Genomic DNA, 15,663 nt, shown 5'->3' with positions numbered 1-15,663 from the left:
TTCGGCATAACCAGGCAGCCGACTGTGCCGTTACAGCAGCATTTGATGATCCTGCTTTATGTAGACAGTATAATTGAAAAACGCTCCCGATGTAATGCAGCCATGTGTTATACATATGGATAAATGTGACCTTGGACAGTAAAATGAAGATAAACGCGACCGGAGTCCCAGACTCTGCTTTGGAAAGGAGAAGGCATTATGGATCATTCGGCACACACTTATTCCGTAGCTTCCAATCCGGTGTATTACGAGCACAGCCCGCTTCATGTGCTGTTCGCCGGAGAAAGCCAGACGAAACCGGGGCATGCGCTTGGTCCCAAGCTGTATGATTATTATCTGCTCCATTTCGTGGAATCCGGTCACGGCTGGTTCCGGACGGAGCAGCGGACATATCACCTGAGCGCAGGAGACTGCTTTCTGATCCATCCGGGCCAACTGGTCAGCTATGTATCCGATACCGATGACCCCTGGCGGTACAGATGGTCCGCCTTTACCGGCAGCGAAGCTGGCCGCCTTATCGAGGAAGCCGGTTTCGGAACGGATGCACCGGTATTCAAAGCTTTCGGAGACAGCCGGATTCCGCAAAGGATTCACGCCATGCAACAGACCTTTTACGGCAGAAAAGCAAGCTCCCATCCTGCTTCCGTCGGCTATCTGTACCTGATCCTCGCCGAGGCGGGAGAGCATCTGACGGAAGCTGCCAAACTGCCAGGGCCTGACTCGCAAGTCAGAATCACGGTCAAACAAATGATTCAGTACATGTCTACACAGTATGCCCACCCGGTGTCCATCGAACAGATGGCCGTCAGCCTCGGTTATAACCGGGCCTACTTGTCCCGTATTTTTAAAAAGGAAACCGGCCTGTCACCGGTGACCTATCTGCTCAAACTGCGGATCGATAAGTCGCGGCTGCTGCTGCGCGAACGGCCGGAGCTGTCCATTGAGCAGGTCGCCGCCTCGGTGGGGCTGCCGGACGCACTTTATTTTTCCCGCCAATTCCGGCGCTTCTACGGGCAGTCCCCGACAGAATACCGGATAACGGTCGGCAAATAAAGCCCGGATAAGGCAGCAGCCCGCTCTTATTGGCGGGCTGCTTTGCGAACGGCTTCCGACGCGCCGTCCTATTATACCGTTTATTTATGGCCTTCCTGGCCCCCGGCGGGCTGAAGGATGGAATCAATTCTTTCCAGTTCGTCATGCGTAAATTCCAGGTTCGAAAGAGCCGCAACGTTCTCTTCAATCTGCGACACCCGGCTTGCGCCGATCAGAGCCGAGGTCACACGCCCGCCGCGCAGCACCCAGGCCAGGGCAAACTGCGCAAGGCTCTGCCCGCGCGCAACGGCCATCTGATTCAGGGCCCGCACTTTACGGATCGCTTCCGGGGTAATTTGCTCTTTATTCAAAAAGACCGACGTGCCTGCCGCCCGCGAATCCTCTGGTATCCCATTCAAATATTTGTTCGTCAGCATTCCCTGGGCAAGAGGGCAAAAGGCGATGCTTCCAATGCCGTTTTCATCCAGCACATCCTGCAGCCCGTTTTCAACCCAGCGGTCCAGCAGCGAATACTTCGGCTGATGGATCAGCAGGGGCGTGCCCAATTCCTTCAGAATGCGGCTCGCTTCTGCGGTCTGTTCGGCATTGTAATTCGACACACCCACATACAGCGCCTTGCCTGACCGGACGATATGGTCCAGCGCCATCATCGTCTCCTCCAGCGGAGTCTCGGGGTCAAAACGGTGGGAATAGAAGATGTCCACATAGTCCAGTCCCATTCGTTTCAGGCTCTGATCCAGGCTGGAGATCAAATATTTGCGTGATCCCCACTCGCCGTAAGGGCCAGGCCACATATAATAACCGGCCTTTGTGGAGATAACCAGCTCGTCACGGTAAGGCTTCAGATCGCCGGCAATCACCTGTCCGAAGAATTGCTCCGCCGAGCCGGGCGGAGGTCCGTAGTTATTCGCCAGGTCAAAGTGGGTAATGCCTAAGTCAAACGCCCGGGTAATCATGTTGCGTCCGTTCTCGGCATTGTTGATCCTGCCGAAATTATGCCATAATCCCAATGAAATGACCGGCAGCTTCAGCCCGGATTTTCCGGTACGGTTGTATTTCATGCCTTCATAGCGGTCATCGCTAGCCAAGTAAACCATACCCATCCCTGCCTCTCTGACTCTGAAATAGTAACTGATAAATGCTTCCAGAATTCATCATAGCTCTTTTAGCCGGCCTTTGACAAGAAACCGATTACAGTCTTCCTGCATCAAGCTTGGCCTGCGGACAATATTACCGCGACCCGCTCCATCACCTGTCCGATCGGATCGGTAATCAGCAGATTCGCCTTTGCATCGTAAGGAGTCGGATCGGCATTCATAAGCACGGTTCTCGCCCCTCTAAAATAAGTAACCAGCGACGCTGCCGGCTGAACCGTCAACGAGGTTCCCCCGATGATCAGCAGATCCGCCCGGGAAATGGCTTCGACGGAATCGTAAAGCGTCTCCTGGTTCAGCTCCTCCTCATATAAAACGACATCCGGCTTGATGATCGCACCGTCATGCTGACAGCGTGGAACCGCATCCTCTGCCGTCATAACTTCCTCCAGACTGTAAAAGCGTGCGCATTTCATGCAGTAATTCCGGTGCACGGAGCCATGAAGCTCCAGCACCCGGCTGCTGCCCGCCTTCTGGTGGAGCCCGTCAATGTTCTGTGTGATGACCGCCTGCAGCCTGCCCTCCTTTTCAAGGCCGGCCAACAGTCGGTGACAGCCGTTCGGCTCAGCGTCAGGGTGCAGCATTTTACTGCGGTAAAAATCGAAAAAAACGTCCGGATGCTCCATAAAAAATGTTCTGCTCAGCATCACTTCCGGCGGATAGGGCAGCTGCTCTTCCTGCCGGTAAAGCCCTGCGGCAGACCTGAAATCAGGGATACCGCTTTCCGTCGATGTTCCCGCTCCTCCGAAAAATACAATATTGCGGCTTTCGCCGATCCATTGTGCCAGCCTTTCCTCCGGCTTCATCCTTTATCCGCCTCCATGACGTTGAACTCGTTCAAAACCTGACCTGCAAATCCTCGTAGCTGTGAAAAATGATATCCGCATCCGCCAGATGCTCCGTCAGCTTCGGGTCGGGGGCAAAGCCCAGCTTCAGCCTCACACCGGCATGCTTTCCCATCTTCATATCCCCGTTGCTGTCCCCGATGATCACCGTATCGGCCGGGGCTACATCCAGTTCTTCACAGGCTCTCAGCACCATATCCGGTGAAGGTTTCCCTTCCCTGACATCATCATAACCGACCACCGCACCAAAATGTCGTCGGAAACCGAGCCAGCGCAGATGTTCCTCCGCTTCCTTCCCGGCGTCCGAAGTGACGACCCCCAGTTTCAGTCCGGCTGCCCGGCATTGTTCAAGAAATGCGGACAGTCCCGGAAAAGCCTGAGCGGGACGGCGGTCGCGAAGATCGGCCATGGCTGTTTTGCTGAAATGCCTGACCTGCATCACCGCCTCATCCCATGGCACCCCGGCTGCGTAAAGCTGCCATGCCAGCAGACCGGTCGTTTCTTCAACCGTGCCCATAGCAAGCGGTCCGCGCAGGTCGTAGCCGGTAACACACCCCTGACGGTCAAGCACGGTTCCCAGAAGCCGCTCCTTGCCACCGATAATTTCGGCCCCGATGACAGCCAGCTGCTGTTCCATCATATTCAGGACAGAGCCCGCCCATGGTCCCCACATCTGCAGGAAATGCAACAGTGTCCCGTCTTTATCAAACAGGATCGCCCGGCAGGGCTCAAGACGTGTCCCCATCTGCAACTCTGGCATGCTCTTCCTCCCTTGCGGCGGTATCCCTGTTCACGATTCCCACTCTGGACGATTCTTTCCAATTATAACTTATGGAACACTTGCCCGCATCCTTCATAACAACCGACACAAATCAGGAAAATGTGAGCGTTTGCTATTGTGAATTTTATCACAATAAATACTGCCGAAATATCGTATGTTTTGAATATAAGATTTTCAGAAAATACGGCGGTTGTGCCGACCGTATGGAGGGGTAGATATGAGCGGAAGGTCGGACCAAAGCAGAGATTCTTTTTTTCTGAATTTAAGATTTTTATTGATCGTGTGTGTGTTTGCTGCCAATGCGCTTGAACCTTTAATAGATGCCAGCAGCCTGGCAAACCGTTGGTATACCTGGATCTTTATGTTTCATATGCCGCTGTTTGTGTGGGTAACCGGTTATTTTGCGCGTAAGAACCTGAAGGGTGAAGCGGGCGCTAAAGCGCTGCTGCAGATTATGGTTCAATACATTATTTTTCAGAGCCTGTACTCCCTGCTCGATACCGCTTTCTTCCACGTTCAGGGGGTACATCATTCCTTTTTTGCCCCTTATCTGCTGCTATGGTTCCTCGCCAGCCATTTCTGCTGGAGATTACTCATGCTGGCTATGCGGCGGGTGTCGCTGGCCGTACAACTGACTACTTCCATTTTGCTGGGGACGCTTGCCGGATACCTGCCCTTTGAAGGGACGTGGCTGAGCATATCCAGAACCTTTGTGTTTCTGCCTTTTTTTGTGCTTGGTTATCATATGACTTATGAAAAAATATCATTTCTCCTGACCCCACGCTTCAGAGCTGCCGCTATTGCGGGGTCCCTGCTGATGCTCGCTGCAGCGGTCTGGACATCTGCCCATCTGCAAACAGGCTGGCTGTACGGAAGCATGACTTACACCGGGCTGGGACACGGAGAATGGTACGCGGGTTTAATCCGGATCGGCATCTACCTGCTGCAGCTCGCAGCGTCGGCTGCCTTCCTTGGATTCGTGCCTTTTGCTGCCGGCTGGCTGTCCCGGATGGGAAGCCGGACTTTGTATGTGTTCCTGCTGCACGGATTTATTATTCGCGGGGCGGCCTCATCGGGAATATATGCTTATATCCATACAACCTTTGGCACCCTATGCGTCATGATCGTAGCCTGCCTGCTGACCGTCCTGCTCGCCCTGCCTGCCGTCAAGCGTGCTGTGCATCCGTTAATTGAGCCGAATGTGGGTTGGTTGTTCATATACGCAAACAGAATTGCTGAGCATTTCCCAAAAAGCCGAGGCGTGCCAAACCGCATGCAGTCGAAATCCTGAAATTAGCCATACGCCTTCCTTTCCGGAATTGCTCAGTCATTCTTCTAAGAGAAGCGACAGCCGAATCCCATGATAAAGAGTTTTATAAAAAATCGGACGCAAGGGCGGTCAAAACTGACCGCGCCCGTTTATCCCCGGAAGCTTGTCCCGCAGCAGCGGTGACAGGCTCCTTTTTTTGTGCAAAGCTCTTTCATCTTCTGTAATATATATAGAAAAAAGGCCACAGTTATGGTAGACTTTCTAGAAACCATTCACTGCTTTCAAGCGTTGATTTGCAGCGCTAAATCAATATAGGAACCTGGGAGGACAGACTTCATGACAGCTAACAAGAAGAAAATGCGATCAGATATGATCAAAAAAGGCTTTGACCGTGCGCCTCACCGCAGCCTGCTGCGGGCGGCGGGAGTAAAGGAAGAAGATTTTGACAAGCCGTTCATCGCCGTGTGCAACTCATACATCGATATTGTTCCCGGACATGTTCATTTGCAGGAATTCGGCAAAATCGTTAAAGAAGCCATTCGCGAGGCAGGTGGTGTGCCTTTCGAATTCAATACCATCGGTGTGGACGATGGCATTGCGATGGGACATATCGGCATGCGTTATTCCCTGCCAAGCCGTGAAATTATTGCCGACTCCCTCGAAACGGTTGTCTCTGCCCACTGGTTCGATGGCATGGTCTGTATTCCCAACTGTGACAAAATCACGCCCGGCATGATGATGGGCGCCCTGCGCGTCAACATTCCAACCATCTTCGTCAGCGGCGGACCGATGAAAGCCGGTAAAGACAAGAATGGCCGCTCCATCTCCCTGACTTCCGTATTTGAAGGCGTAGGCGCTTATCAGGCTGGCAAAATTGATGATCAAAGTCTGCTAGAGCTTGAACAATACGGCTGTCCGACCTGCGGCTCCTGCTCGGGCATGTTCACGGCCAACTCCATGAACTGTCTTGCTGAAGCATTGGGTCTCGCGCTTCCGGGCAACGGAACCATTCTGGCTGTTGCTCCTGAACGCAAAGAATTTGTTAAGCGCTCTGCAGAGCAGCTCATGGAACTGATCAAAATGGATCTGAAGCCGCGTGACATCGTGACTAAAGAAGCGATCGACAACGCCTTCGCGCTCGATATGGCCATGGGTGGCTCCACGAATACGGTGCTGCATACTCTTGCGCTGGCTAATGAGGCGGAGGTCGACTATCCAATCGAACGCATTAATGAAGTTGCCAACCGTGTACCGCATCTGTCCAAGCTGGCTCCTGCTTCCGATTATCACATCGAGGACGTTCACAATGCCGGCGGCGTGAGCGCCGTGCTGAATGAGCTGTTGAAAAAGCCCGGCGCTCTTCATGCGGACTGTATTACCGTTACCGGTAAAACGCTGCGCGAGAACGTGCAGGATCAGCCAATACTGGATGAGAATGTTATCCACCGTCTTGACAACCCTTATTCCGAGCGCGGCGGACTTGCCGTACTGTTCGGCAATCTCGCTCCGGAAGGCTCCATTATCAAGGTCGGTGCCGTGGATCCATCCGTTGGCGGATACCATAGAGGCCCTGCCATCTGCTTTGATTCTCAGGAAGATGCTCTGGCTGGCATCGCCAACGGTAAAGTCAAGGAAGGGCATGTGGTTGTTATCCGCTATGAGGGGCCGAAAGGCGGACCAGGCATGCCGGAAATGCTCGCTCCTACCTCCCAGATCGTTGGCATGGGCCTTGGCGCCAAGGTTGGCCTGATCACAGACGGACGCTTCTCCGGCGCTTCCCGCGGCATCTCCATCGGCCATATCTCTCCGGAGGCGGCTGAAGGCGGACCAATCGCTTTCGTGCAAGACGGCGACTTCATCGAGTTGGATCTTAACAACCGCACGATTCAGCTTGAGATCAGCGACGAGGAATTTGACCACCGCCGTGCCAATTGGAAAGGTTTCGAGCCGAAAGTAAAAACAGGCTATCTGGCCAGATATTCCAAGCTTGTTACGAATGCCAGCAACGGCGGTATCATGAAAATCTAACCGTAAAACACAAAATTCCTGCCCCCATCCTTCATGGGGAGCAGGAATTTTTTCTGGATATAACACCCTTTTTCATGCAATCGTGCTTGTCGTGCTGTTCACCGTCTGGGCGGAAGCGGCACCCATGCCCATCTCTTCCGCAGGCTCGGATAGCGGATGATCTTTCAGGGTCATACCGGTCCTTGCAGAATCATTCTTCAAGAAACGGCCCATTAACACAGAGGCCGGCATGACGATGAGCTTCGGCACGAGCAGATCTGAGCGATGCTTCAGCCTTTCCTGCCCGGATGGATGGATGACGCTCAACAGCAGCCGCAGATACAGCGTGGATGAAGCCGCGAACAAGCCTGCTGGAAGGTCCCGGATGATAAAACCGAGCTTCTCCGCACCACGGTTGATCATGCTGACACCGTAAATGGCTTTGACTCCTGCAAGCCTTGGATCATTAGCAACTTTTGCCGCCAGATATGGAAGCTGCTTCTCTACGGAACGGATCATTTGGATCGCTACATGCATTGGTGTCTTGGCAGTAGAGCCGATCTGGTACAGCCTTTCATTATCAAAATGCAGCTCAAGCACCTCATCACCTTGAACAAGTGAGGAACCATCGGCAAAATCTACAGGACTTCCCTTGTATTTGCGCTGTCTGAAATGCAGAAATGGCTCCTGCGGGTTTGCAGGCTCAAGCCGGAACAGGGCGTGAAACGCACGTTCATACAGCAGCCAGCCACGGACTATGACTTTTCTGAACCAGCCTGCAGAATGCTTTGTGCTCATTTCCACTGCACCTCCTGCCAACTCGTCTATCCGTACACTGCGCAGGCCCCTGCGGCCAGCCTCAATCAGCACACGCTCCAGCGCAATCAGCATATTTTGGGGAGCGTCAGCATTGGCGCCGAGCGTTCTGCCACAATCGTGCAGCAGCATAACTTCCCCTCCACGCAGCTTTTGCAACATTCTTCGGGTCAACCGGTCCGCCCCCGTCTTGATGCGCCAATCCCCGAACATGGAAGACCAGAGAACGATGCGGCGTCCATTCGATTTGGCGAAGTCGAACAGATTCACAATGCCCCAAGGGGGCCGGTAATAGGCCGTACGTTCGCCGGTGACTTCATGGATGATTTGCTCTGTGCATAAAATCTGCTTGCGCACGGTTGCCGGACGCATGAACCAGTTGGATTTATGCACATAATTGTGAATACCGATCAAATGACCCTCTTCATGGATTCTCCGCAATATAGCCGGGTGCTGCTCTGCATTTGCGCCCACGACAAAAAACGTCGCTTTGGCATTGAAACGCTGCAGCAAATCCAGCAACTGAGGGGTATAGACGGGGTCAGGCCCGTCGTCAAAAGTAAGGGCGAAGGCTTGCTCCTCCTTCTTTCCCCGCCGGAATACCCGGAAGCCGAACAAGCGGCTTATAATCCCGGGGATAAAAGCGTAAAATGATGTAATGTAAAAAAGCCATAGCAGTACATTCTGCAGCACGTCTTATTCCCCACTTCTCTATTTTGACATAGCGTGCCGTTTGCCTATTTTTTTCAATCCACGCTCCTGTGTAAGGGGCGACCTGAGGAAGACTCACTAACTTTATTTTAACATAAAAGGTTAGAAAATAAGGCTGACTTTATATAAATAGTGTACAATATAACAAAATTGATCTTACCCGAAAAAAGGAGTCGTTGTATTTTATGCTGCCTCTTTATAAAAAGTATTGGCGCACCGCTTTTGATATAGCACTGATTGCGCTGACCGTCTATCTGATTTTATTCGTATCCAGCCGCTTATACCATATCGCAGCGCCGGTGTTTCTTTCTTTCGTCGTATTCTTGTGCATTGAACCGCTGGCCCGTTACCTTCACAAAAAGGGGATGCGCAAGCCGTTTGCTTCCGCTATTTCCGTGCTGCTGTTTATTGTCATCCTGCTTGCTTTATTTTTCGGGCTGGGACTGATCGTGGTGACACAGCTCATGCGGCTTGCCGACGATCTTCCGCAATATACCTCCATTGTGCAGCAGGCGTTTGTGAATCTGACCGCTTTTTTACAGGGTAAAGCCGCCAGTTTGCCGCCGTCGATCACGCAAAACATCAACGATTATTTTACAACAGCCACGAAGCTGGCCACAAACTGGGGCACCAGTGCCCTGCAGCACGTCGTTGCCTTTCTCGGCACGTTCTCTACCTTCATGACCAACTTTGGGATTGCCATCATCCTGGCTTTTTTTCTCAGCATGGAGATTGATCTGTGGAAGGTCATTGTGCGTAAAAAGACACCACATACGCTGAAAACCGCATTTAGCTTTTTCAGAAACCATGTTTTGAAAGCGATCGGATCGTATATAAAAGCCCAGGCTATTCTTGTATCGATCACGTTTGTTATTATTTTTCTCGGACTGCTGATTCTCGGCACAGGCAATGCCTTTGCAATTGCACTCATAGCAGCCGTTTTTGATATTCTCCCGTTGCTGGGCGTGCCGGTCATCCTGATCCCGTGGGCCGTCTATCTGTTCATCATCGGCAATACCGGTCTTGCCATCGGACTGTTGGTGCTTTTGGCGGTTGCCATGCTCGTTCGCCAGCTGGCCGAGCCGAAGATTGCAGGCAATTCCATAGGCGTTACCTCGGCCTATCTGATGCTGTCGTTCATGTTTATCTCGCTTTCGATTTTTGGGGTGGCCGGTCTGATCCTCTCCCCGATTCTGCTCATACTGATCAAGGAGCTGTGGCAGCAGGGCTATCTGCAGAAATGGATTCGTTTCCCGAAAGAAGAATTCGAAGAACCGCCATTTCTGGCCAAGCTTCAGGAGGAGGAAACGCCTCCTTCCGAAGAAGCAAGAAAGTCCATGACTTGACCAAACAGCTTTGTAGCCTGGTTCGGCGTATTCGCCGGAGCATTCTGTACAAGGACAGCCACCGCATAGCGCGGCTTTTCCACCGGACCATATCCGATAAACCATTGATTGTTAACCGCCCTGCCGGCCTGTCCGGTTTGGGCGGTTCCTGATTTCCCGGCAAGCTTCCACTTGGCGGAGGCCAAGCCTTTGCCGGTCCCCTCCTGTACGACCTTCTCCATCCAGTGCAGCAGGGTATGCGCTGTGTGCGGGTGTATTTTTCCTGTAGCCGCAGGCAGAGCATGAGCGGGCAGCTCAAGAAGGGTTCCTCCGTTCGCATATTGAATGCGGCGCACCAGCCGCGGCGAACGCACTTCTCCGTTATGCAGCAGGGTGACAACAAGATTCGCCGCCTGTAATGGAGTCATTCTCACATCCCTTTGCCCGATGGCCGTCTGTACGCGTGCTCCTGTATCCTCCGCCTGGGTCCGGCTGTCGAATACGCGGCCAGCCTCCTCGCCATCGAACAGGCGAAACTGCTTCATTCCGGCCAGATTCACTCCCTCCCAGCCAACCTGCCGCCCCAGTCCAAGAGCCTCGGCCATTTGTACAAGCTGCCTGGAGCTCAATCGTTCCGCCAGCTTGGCAAATACGGTGTTGCAGGACTCGGCAAAACCTTGCTCAAGGGATAGTGTCCCGTGGCCCTTTTCCTTCCAGCAGGCCAAGCCGTAGGCACCATAGTCTCCGTGGCAGTGAAAGGTTTCCCCCTCCTTGGCAGCTCCGGCCTCCAAGGCGGCTGCAGCCGTAACAATTTTGAAAATGGAGCCAGGTACGACCGCCTTCACAGCGCGGTTGGACCAGTCGGAGCCCTGCGGATTGACATGACGGGGGTCGTAAAAAGGACGCGATACCATCGCAAGCACATCGGCGTTGCCAGCGTCTAGCACAACCACTGCTCCTTCCTTCATCAAGCTGTGCTCTGTCAAGCTTTCGATCTTGCGCTGCAGGGCAAGATCGATCGTCGTTTGCACCTGCAGCGGATAATAGCTGTTGGAAGGCTTGTTCATGTGCAGCCCCGTATCGGGAAGCGTATGACGCTCAGCATCTACCAAATGGGATATAAAGGTCTCTCCTTCTCCCTTCAGCAGCGGCTGCAGTGTTTTCTCCAGACCGGCTGCTCCTGACGATGTACGGTATGAATCCTCAGGACGCTCGTATAGAAAACCAAGCCACTGCATGCCGTTCTGCGCCCTCTCGTATCTTCTCCTGTATGGCAGCGCTTCTGCCGCCCCGGGAGCAAACCGGGCAATGTAGGCGGCTTCCTGGTCCGTCAACTCCAGAGGCTTGCCGCTACTGTCTTTCCAGATCAGGGGCGAACCGAGACCTTTCCAGCGGCGGAGAAGCTCGGCAGGATCGGTATTCAGAATCCGGGCCAGTTGTCTGAGCCTGCCATCCTGCTTCACAGGCCCTCCGGGAAACAGCACAGGCACCCGGACCCAGGTGCCTGTTATGCTGCGCCCGGATCTGTCCGTAAAGTCTCCCCGGCCAGTATCCACCACAATCCCCTCCTGCCGCTGAATAACGGCCTGCTCCCTTACGGTTCTGTTTCCGTTAGGGACAATACTGCGCACAAAAAAGGTCTGAATCCATCCTAAACGGATGATAAGGATAACTATGAGCACAGAAAGCACAACCGTTACATATTGGATTCGCTGATGCCGTTCGTTCCTGTTCGTCTGGTGCTGCAATCTCGGTCCGCCTCCTGTATGCTGATCTTGGGAATAGTATGTCCCCGTGCCGTTGCTGTCAAACACCCGCCTTCCCGAAAGGTCACTGAACACGGAAAGGAGCAGCCTGCAACAGAAAATCTGCTTGCAGGCTGCTCCCTTATACACATCATACGAATGCGTTGCTTTGCTTATATTCTGAAGTTGGACAACGTTTGCTGCAGGCTGCCAGATACGTTTTCAAGCTTCTCGGATAGCTTTACGAGCTGGCTGGCGACATTTTCCTGCTCACTGCTGAGCGAGGCGACCTCCTCCGAGGTGGCGGAGGATTGCTCTGCTACAGCGCTGACATTGCCCATGGCATCGGACAATACCTCCTGAGATTGGTTAAGTTCTTCAATCGACCCGGTCACCGCAGTCAGACTGCTGATGAAGTCCTCCATCTGCTGCTGTACAGACTGGAATATTTCCGAGGTCTCTTCAACCGCTTCAATTTGCTGTCTGAACAAAGGATACGCGTCTGTTAACGCCTTCACCGTCTCATTCATTTCGGTAACGATGTTATTAATGATGCCGCTAGCCATAATAATGGCCTGCCGGGATTGATCGGCCAGCTGCCGGATTTCATCCGCCACCACCATGAACCCGCGTCCGGCTGCGCCCGCCCGTGCCGCTTCGATGGTCGCATTCAAGGACAGGATATTCGTCTGCTTCGTAATGTTCTGCATCGCATCCAGCATCTTGAACACTGTGGAAGTGGTTCCCTTCAGCTTGTCCATTTTGGCGACAAGCGAGCGTGTCGTTTCTTCCGTTACCTTGGTCTTACCCATCAATTGCTTGAGCTGCTCGCTGCCTGTTTCACTGGAGCGACCCACCTCCCGCGCTGCTTCTCCCATTTGCAAATTGGAAGCGATAACACTCTCCATCTGGCGCGTAATATTGTCGGTCAGTGTATTGCCACGCTCCGCCTCCGTAGCGAGACTGGAGGCGCCGTTCGCAATTTCCTCGGTCGCTACGGCAATTTCCCTTGCTGAGATGGCTGTCTTTTTGGAAGCATCGCTCAGTTCGGAGGCTGTCAGCAGAACGTCCTTGGCCGTTGAATTGGTCTGCTGCACCAGTTCCGTAATTTGCTCCATCATTTCATTAAAGCTTGTGGAGAGCTGACCGATTTCGTCCCTGGACCGGTAATCAGTGCGGACGCCCAGGTTGCCTTTGGCGCCTTCGTTCATGAGATCCTTCATCCGCTTCAGCGGACGGCCGATCATGCGCATCATCAACCAGCCAAGCAGTACAGCTACGATTGCAGCCGCAATCACAAACACCCAGGTAAGAATCAGAATGCCTTTGGTGCTTTGCAGCAGTGCGGATACGGGCACGATTCCGTTCAGAATCCATTGGGATGTGCCAAGCGTCGTATGAACGGACAGCACTTCCTGGCCCTTGCCATTCAAATCCACACTAACCGTATCGCTGCCCTGAGGTTCTTTCAACTCTTTCACATAATCCAGAGTCTTTCCGCTTCCCACCATATCCTGCTGGTTTGACGCCACCGGGATGCCATCCTTGGTTACCAGGTGAATGGCTCCGCCATCTCCCAGATTCAGCCCCTCCAGCTGCTCTTCAAGAGAGCTCAGCTTGAGGTCCATCACCAGCACATACTTGGCGCCGAGCACGGACAGATCATTCATCGAACGGACCAGACGGTAGGTCTTGATGCCGGAGCTGCTGACTTCCGTCGGCAGCCAGCGGACCCCCGTATTTTGCAGCATTTCTGCGAACCATGGCTCTGATCTTACATCCTTTTTATTGCCGGTTCCCATGATGACCCCATTCGGGTCTTCCGGATACAAATAAATGGACTCGATCGCTTTATTGTTAAACGCCACGTTGGTCAGCTTCTTGGTCACCGAATCGATCGCCATGAATGCATCATAAGAAGAGATATCCGGATTGCTTATCGTCCGCAGCAGATCGGCAATTTCCGTATCGAAGAAGATTTGGGTTGAAGTATCCAGAAAACGCTCCAAAATGATGTCCAGCTTTTCGGATGTCTGATTTACGGTCTGCTGATAAGCCAGTGCAGCATTCTGCTCGATTGTATTGCGAGCGGTTGCATAAGATATCGTCCCCAGGCTGACCACTGCGATCATAATCGTAATAAAGAAAATCAGGAATAGCTTCATCCCCACAGACTTCACAGGATTTGCTTGTTTGATCAAGGATATGTAATCCTTGGGTGATTTTTCGTAATCCGTGCTGCTTCCTTTTCTTTTTCCCGGGTCTTTCTCCCCACCATTGACCAAGCCTTTTACCCGCTCGCGAACCTTCCAGTTCATCTTCAATGAAGGCAATTTCAGCTTGTTCTTCAGGCTTGGCACTTGTCCCTCTTTCTTTTCAGTTTTTTTCTCTCTTGTTGGCTTCACGCCCATTTTTCTCACCTGCCGGAAGTTATTCATCCCCCACATTACCCTAACCTTCTCTTTATGTATTTAACGATATTATACGACAAAAGTTGGTCTTGTCAGCCTTAATTGCCAAAATAAACTGAAACTTTTTTCCTATAAAACTATAAAAAAAAGAGGCCTCCCGACCGATATAGGAGAACCTCAAACACATATTTCCAGAAAATGCTTCTTTTATTTCCGCTTGCGCATCATATCAAAATAGGAAACTGGCTGGTCTACAATCATCTTCACCGGCTGCAGCGGATGACGGGCAGCGTCTAGTTCGTTGCCATCTTCATCCCATAGCTTGCCTACCGTTTGCTTGAAGAACGTTCCTCCAGGCCCGAAAAATTCAACCTGCTGCCCCGGTTTGAAATGGTTGCGCTGCTGAATTGTCGCCATGCGTGTCTCCGGATCGTAATTAAGCACCAGTCCAGCGAAGTCATACGGTACGGCCTTTTCTTCCGGCTCGTAAATATGATCCTCATGATCCGGCGTATCATAGAAAAAGCCGGTGTTCAGCGGACGGTTGGCCGCTTTATTCATTTCCTCGATCCACTCCGGCTTCAGCACGTAGTTGTCCGGATCAGCCATGTACGAATCAATCGCCTGGCGGTATACATTGATCACCGTCGCTACATAATGGATGGATTTCATCCGTCCTTCCACTTTGAAGCTGTCCACACCGGCATCAATCAGATCAGGAATATGCTCGATCATGCACAGGTCCTTGGAGCCCATACTGAACGGGTTATCCTGCTCATCATAAAGCGGGAGCTGGTTCACTCCAAGACGAAACTGTTCCAGTACCCGGTTATCTCTGGCTTCTTCCTCAGATACCCAAACCGCGGATGAACGAGCGTCTTCAAATAAATCATACTTCCAGCGGCAGGACTGGCAGCAGCCCCCACGATTGGAGTCCCGGTCTGTAAAGTGATTGGACAGCACGCAGCGGCCGGAGAAGGAAGAGCACATCGCACCGTGAATGAACGCTTCAATCTCGATATCCACATGCTCCTTAATTTCCGCGATTTCATCCATGCTCGTCTCCCGGCCCAGTACGACACGCGGCAGACCTTCCTCTTTCCAAAACTTCACAGCTTGCCAGTTCAGCGTCGATTGCTGTGTGCTCAGATGCACCTCCAGCTCAGGCACGGCTTTGCGAGCCACTTGGATAATGGCCGGATCGGCCGCAATGATAGCAGAAATCCCCGCCTCATGCAGCTTGCGCAAATACGCTTCAATGCCTTCAACATCTTCATTGTGGGCATAAATATTCGTAGCCACGAACACCTTGGCGCCATACTTTTTGGCAAACTCGACGCCTTCCTTCATCTCCTCAAAACTGAAATTGTCGGCGTTGGAGCGCAGGCCATAATGCTGGCCGCCAATGTAAACGGCATCAGCGCCATAATGAATGGCAAATTTCAGTTTTTCCAGATTGCCGGCCGGAGCGAGCAGTTCCGGTTTATCCAGACGGTAACGTGTGCCCGTATATTTACGCTTGGTTAAAGTCCCCACCGTTTCGTT

11 protein-coding genes are annotated in these 15,663 nt (G+C 52.6%); 4 read left to right on the top strand and 7 right to left on the bottom strand.

From position 1 onward, the window contains the following. Positions 1 to 198 precede the first annotated feature (198 nt). Positions 199 to 1,053, top strand: coding sequence for an AraC family transcriptional regulator (locus tag ACE41H_RS14960; RefSeq protein WP_375356159.1), 855 nt, complete (start codon positions 199 to 201; stop codon positions 1,051 to 1,053). An 80-nt stretch (positions 1,054 to 1,133) separates the two neighbouring features. Here the strand turns inward: ACE41H_RS14960 and mgrA are convergent, their stop codons facing one another. The 3 genes from mgrA to ACE41H_RS14945 form a co-directional block, all read right to left on the bottom strand. Then, the gene (gene mgrA, locus ACE41H_RS14955; protein WP_375356157.1) at positions 1,134 to 2,150 is read right to left on the bottom strand and encodes an L-glyceraldehyde 3-phosphate reductase; all 1,017 of its coding nucleotides are present in this window, start codon (positions 2,148 to 2,150) and stop codon (positions 1,134 to 1,136) included. 110 nt (positions 2,151 to 2,260) lie between these two features. Beyond that, entirely contained in the window at positions 2,261 to 3,013 is a 753-nt protein-coding gene (locus ACE41H_RS14950) for an NAD-dependent protein deacylase (protein ID WP_375356156.1), read from the bottom strand. Between the two features lie 31 nt (positions 3,014 to 3,044). Then, positions 3,045 to 3,812, bottom strand: a complete 768-nt coding sequence (locus ACE41H_RS14945) for an HAD family hydrolase (protein WP_375356155.1) — start codon at positions 3,810 to 3,812, stop codon at positions 3,045 to 3,047. A 238-nt stretch (positions 3,813 to 4,050) separates the two neighbouring features. On the opposite strand from ACE41H_RS14945, the gene ACE41H_RS14940 reads away from it, so the two are divergent. Both ACE41H_RS14940 and ilvD read left to right on the top strand, forming a co-directional pair. Continuing rightward, positions 4,051 to 5,124: an acyltransferase family protein gene (locus ACE41H_RS14940; protein ID WP_375356154.1), complete on the top strand. Its 1,074-nt coding sequence runs from the start codon at positions 4,051 to 4,053 to the stop codon at positions 5,122 to 5,124. Between the two features lie 315 nt (positions 5,125 to 5,439). Beyond that, positions 5,440 to 7,131 (top strand): dihydroxy-acid dehydratase, encoded by a 1,692-nt coding sequence (gene ilvD, locus ACE41H_RS14935; protein ID WP_375356153.1) that lies wholly within the window; start codon positions 5,440 to 5,442, stop codon positions 7,129 to 7,131. Between the two features lie 72 nt (positions 7,132 to 7,203). On the opposite strand, the gene ACE41H_RS14930 is transcribed toward ilvD, so the two are convergent. Continuing rightward, positions 7,204 to 8,616 carry a polysaccharide deacetylase family protein gene (locus tag ACE41H_RS14930; RefSeq protein WP_375356225.1) on the bottom strand — a complete coding sequence of 471 codons (1,413 nt, stop codon included), beginning with the start codon at positions 8,614 to 8,616 and terminating at the stop codon, positions 7,204 to 7,206. A 206-nt stretch (positions 8,617 to 8,822) separates the two neighbouring features. Between ACE41H_RS14930 and ytvI the strand changes: the two genes are divergently transcribed. Beyond that, positions 8,823 to 9,983, top strand: coding sequence for a sporulation integral membrane protein YtvI (gene ytvI / locus ACE41H_RS14925; RefSeq protein WP_375356151.1), 1,161 nt, complete (start codon positions 8,823 to 8,825; stop codon positions 9,981 to 9,983). Here ytvI and ACE41H_RS14920 read toward each other — a convergent pair. The 3 genes from ACE41H_RS14920 to ACE41H_RS14910 form a co-directional block, all read right to left on the bottom strand. Continuing rightward, on the bottom strand, positions 9,932 to 11,710 hold the full coding sequence (locus ACE41H_RS14920) for a peptidoglycan D,D-transpeptidase FtsI family protein (RefSeq protein WP_375356149.1): 1,779 nt from the start codon (positions 11,708 to 11,710) through the stop codon (positions 9,932 to 9,934). The two genes, ytvI and ACE41H_RS14920, sit on opposite strands and share 52 nt — an antisense overlap. A gap of 170 nt (positions 11,711 to 11,880) precedes the next feature. Further along, positions 11,881 to 14,154, bottom strand: coding sequence for a methyl-accepting chemotaxis protein (locus tag ACE41H_RS14915; protein ID WP_375356148.1), 2,274 nt, complete (start codon positions 14,152 to 14,154; stop codon positions 11,881 to 11,883). A 171-nt stretch (positions 14,155 to 14,325) separates the two neighbouring features. After that, positions 14,326 to 15,654, bottom strand: coding sequence for a peptidase U32 family protein (locus tag ACE41H_RS14910; protein WP_375356147.1), 1,329 nt, complete (start codon positions 15,652 to 15,654; stop codon positions 14,326 to 14,328). Positions 15,655 to 15,663 lie beyond the last annotated feature (9 nt).

Source organism: Paenibacillus enshidis (assembly GCF_042136365.1).
In the GTDB taxonomy this organism is placed as follows: Bacteria; Bacillota; Bacilli; order Paenibacillales; family Paenibacillaceae; genus Paenibacillus; species Paenibacillus enshidis.
Note: the sequence above shows the minus strand (reverse complement) of the source record. Positions and strands in the feature narration are given on the sequence as shown.

Excerpts from the sequence above, each read along its gene's own strand:
- ilvD (WP_375356153.1), top strand. The coding sequence starts at position 5,440 with ATGACAGCTAACAAGAAGAAAATGCGATCAGATATGATCAAAAAAGGC.
- ACE41H_RS14940 (WP_375356154.1), top strand. The coding sequence starts at position 4,051 with ATGAGCGGAAGGTCGGACCAAAGCAGAGATTCTTTTTTTCTGAATTTA.
- ACE41H_RS14950 (WP_375356156.1), bottom strand. The coding sequence starts at position 3,013 with ATGAAGCCGGAGGAAAGGCTGGCACAATGGATCGGCGAAAGCCGCAAT.
- ACE41H_RS14945 (WP_375356155.1), bottom strand. The coding sequence starts at position 3,812 with ATGCCAGAGTTGCAGATGGGGACACGTCTTGAGCCCTGCCGGGCGATC.
- mgrA (WP_375356157.1), bottom strand. The coding sequence starts at position 2,150 with ATGGTTTACTTGGCTAGCGATGACCGCTATGAAGGCATGAAATACAAC.
- ytvI (WP_375356151.1), top strand. The coding sequence starts at position 8,823 with ATGCTGCCTCTTTATAAAAAGTATTGGCGCACCGCTTTTGATATAGCA.
- ACE41H_RS14915 (WP_375356148.1), bottom strand. The coding sequence starts at position 14,154 with ATGTGGGGGATGAATAACTTCCGGCAGGTGAGAAAAATGGGCGTGAAG.
- ACE41H_RS14960 (WP_375356159.1), top strand. The coding sequence starts at position 199 with ATGGATCATTCGGCACACACTTATTCCGTAGCTTCCAATCCGGTGTAT.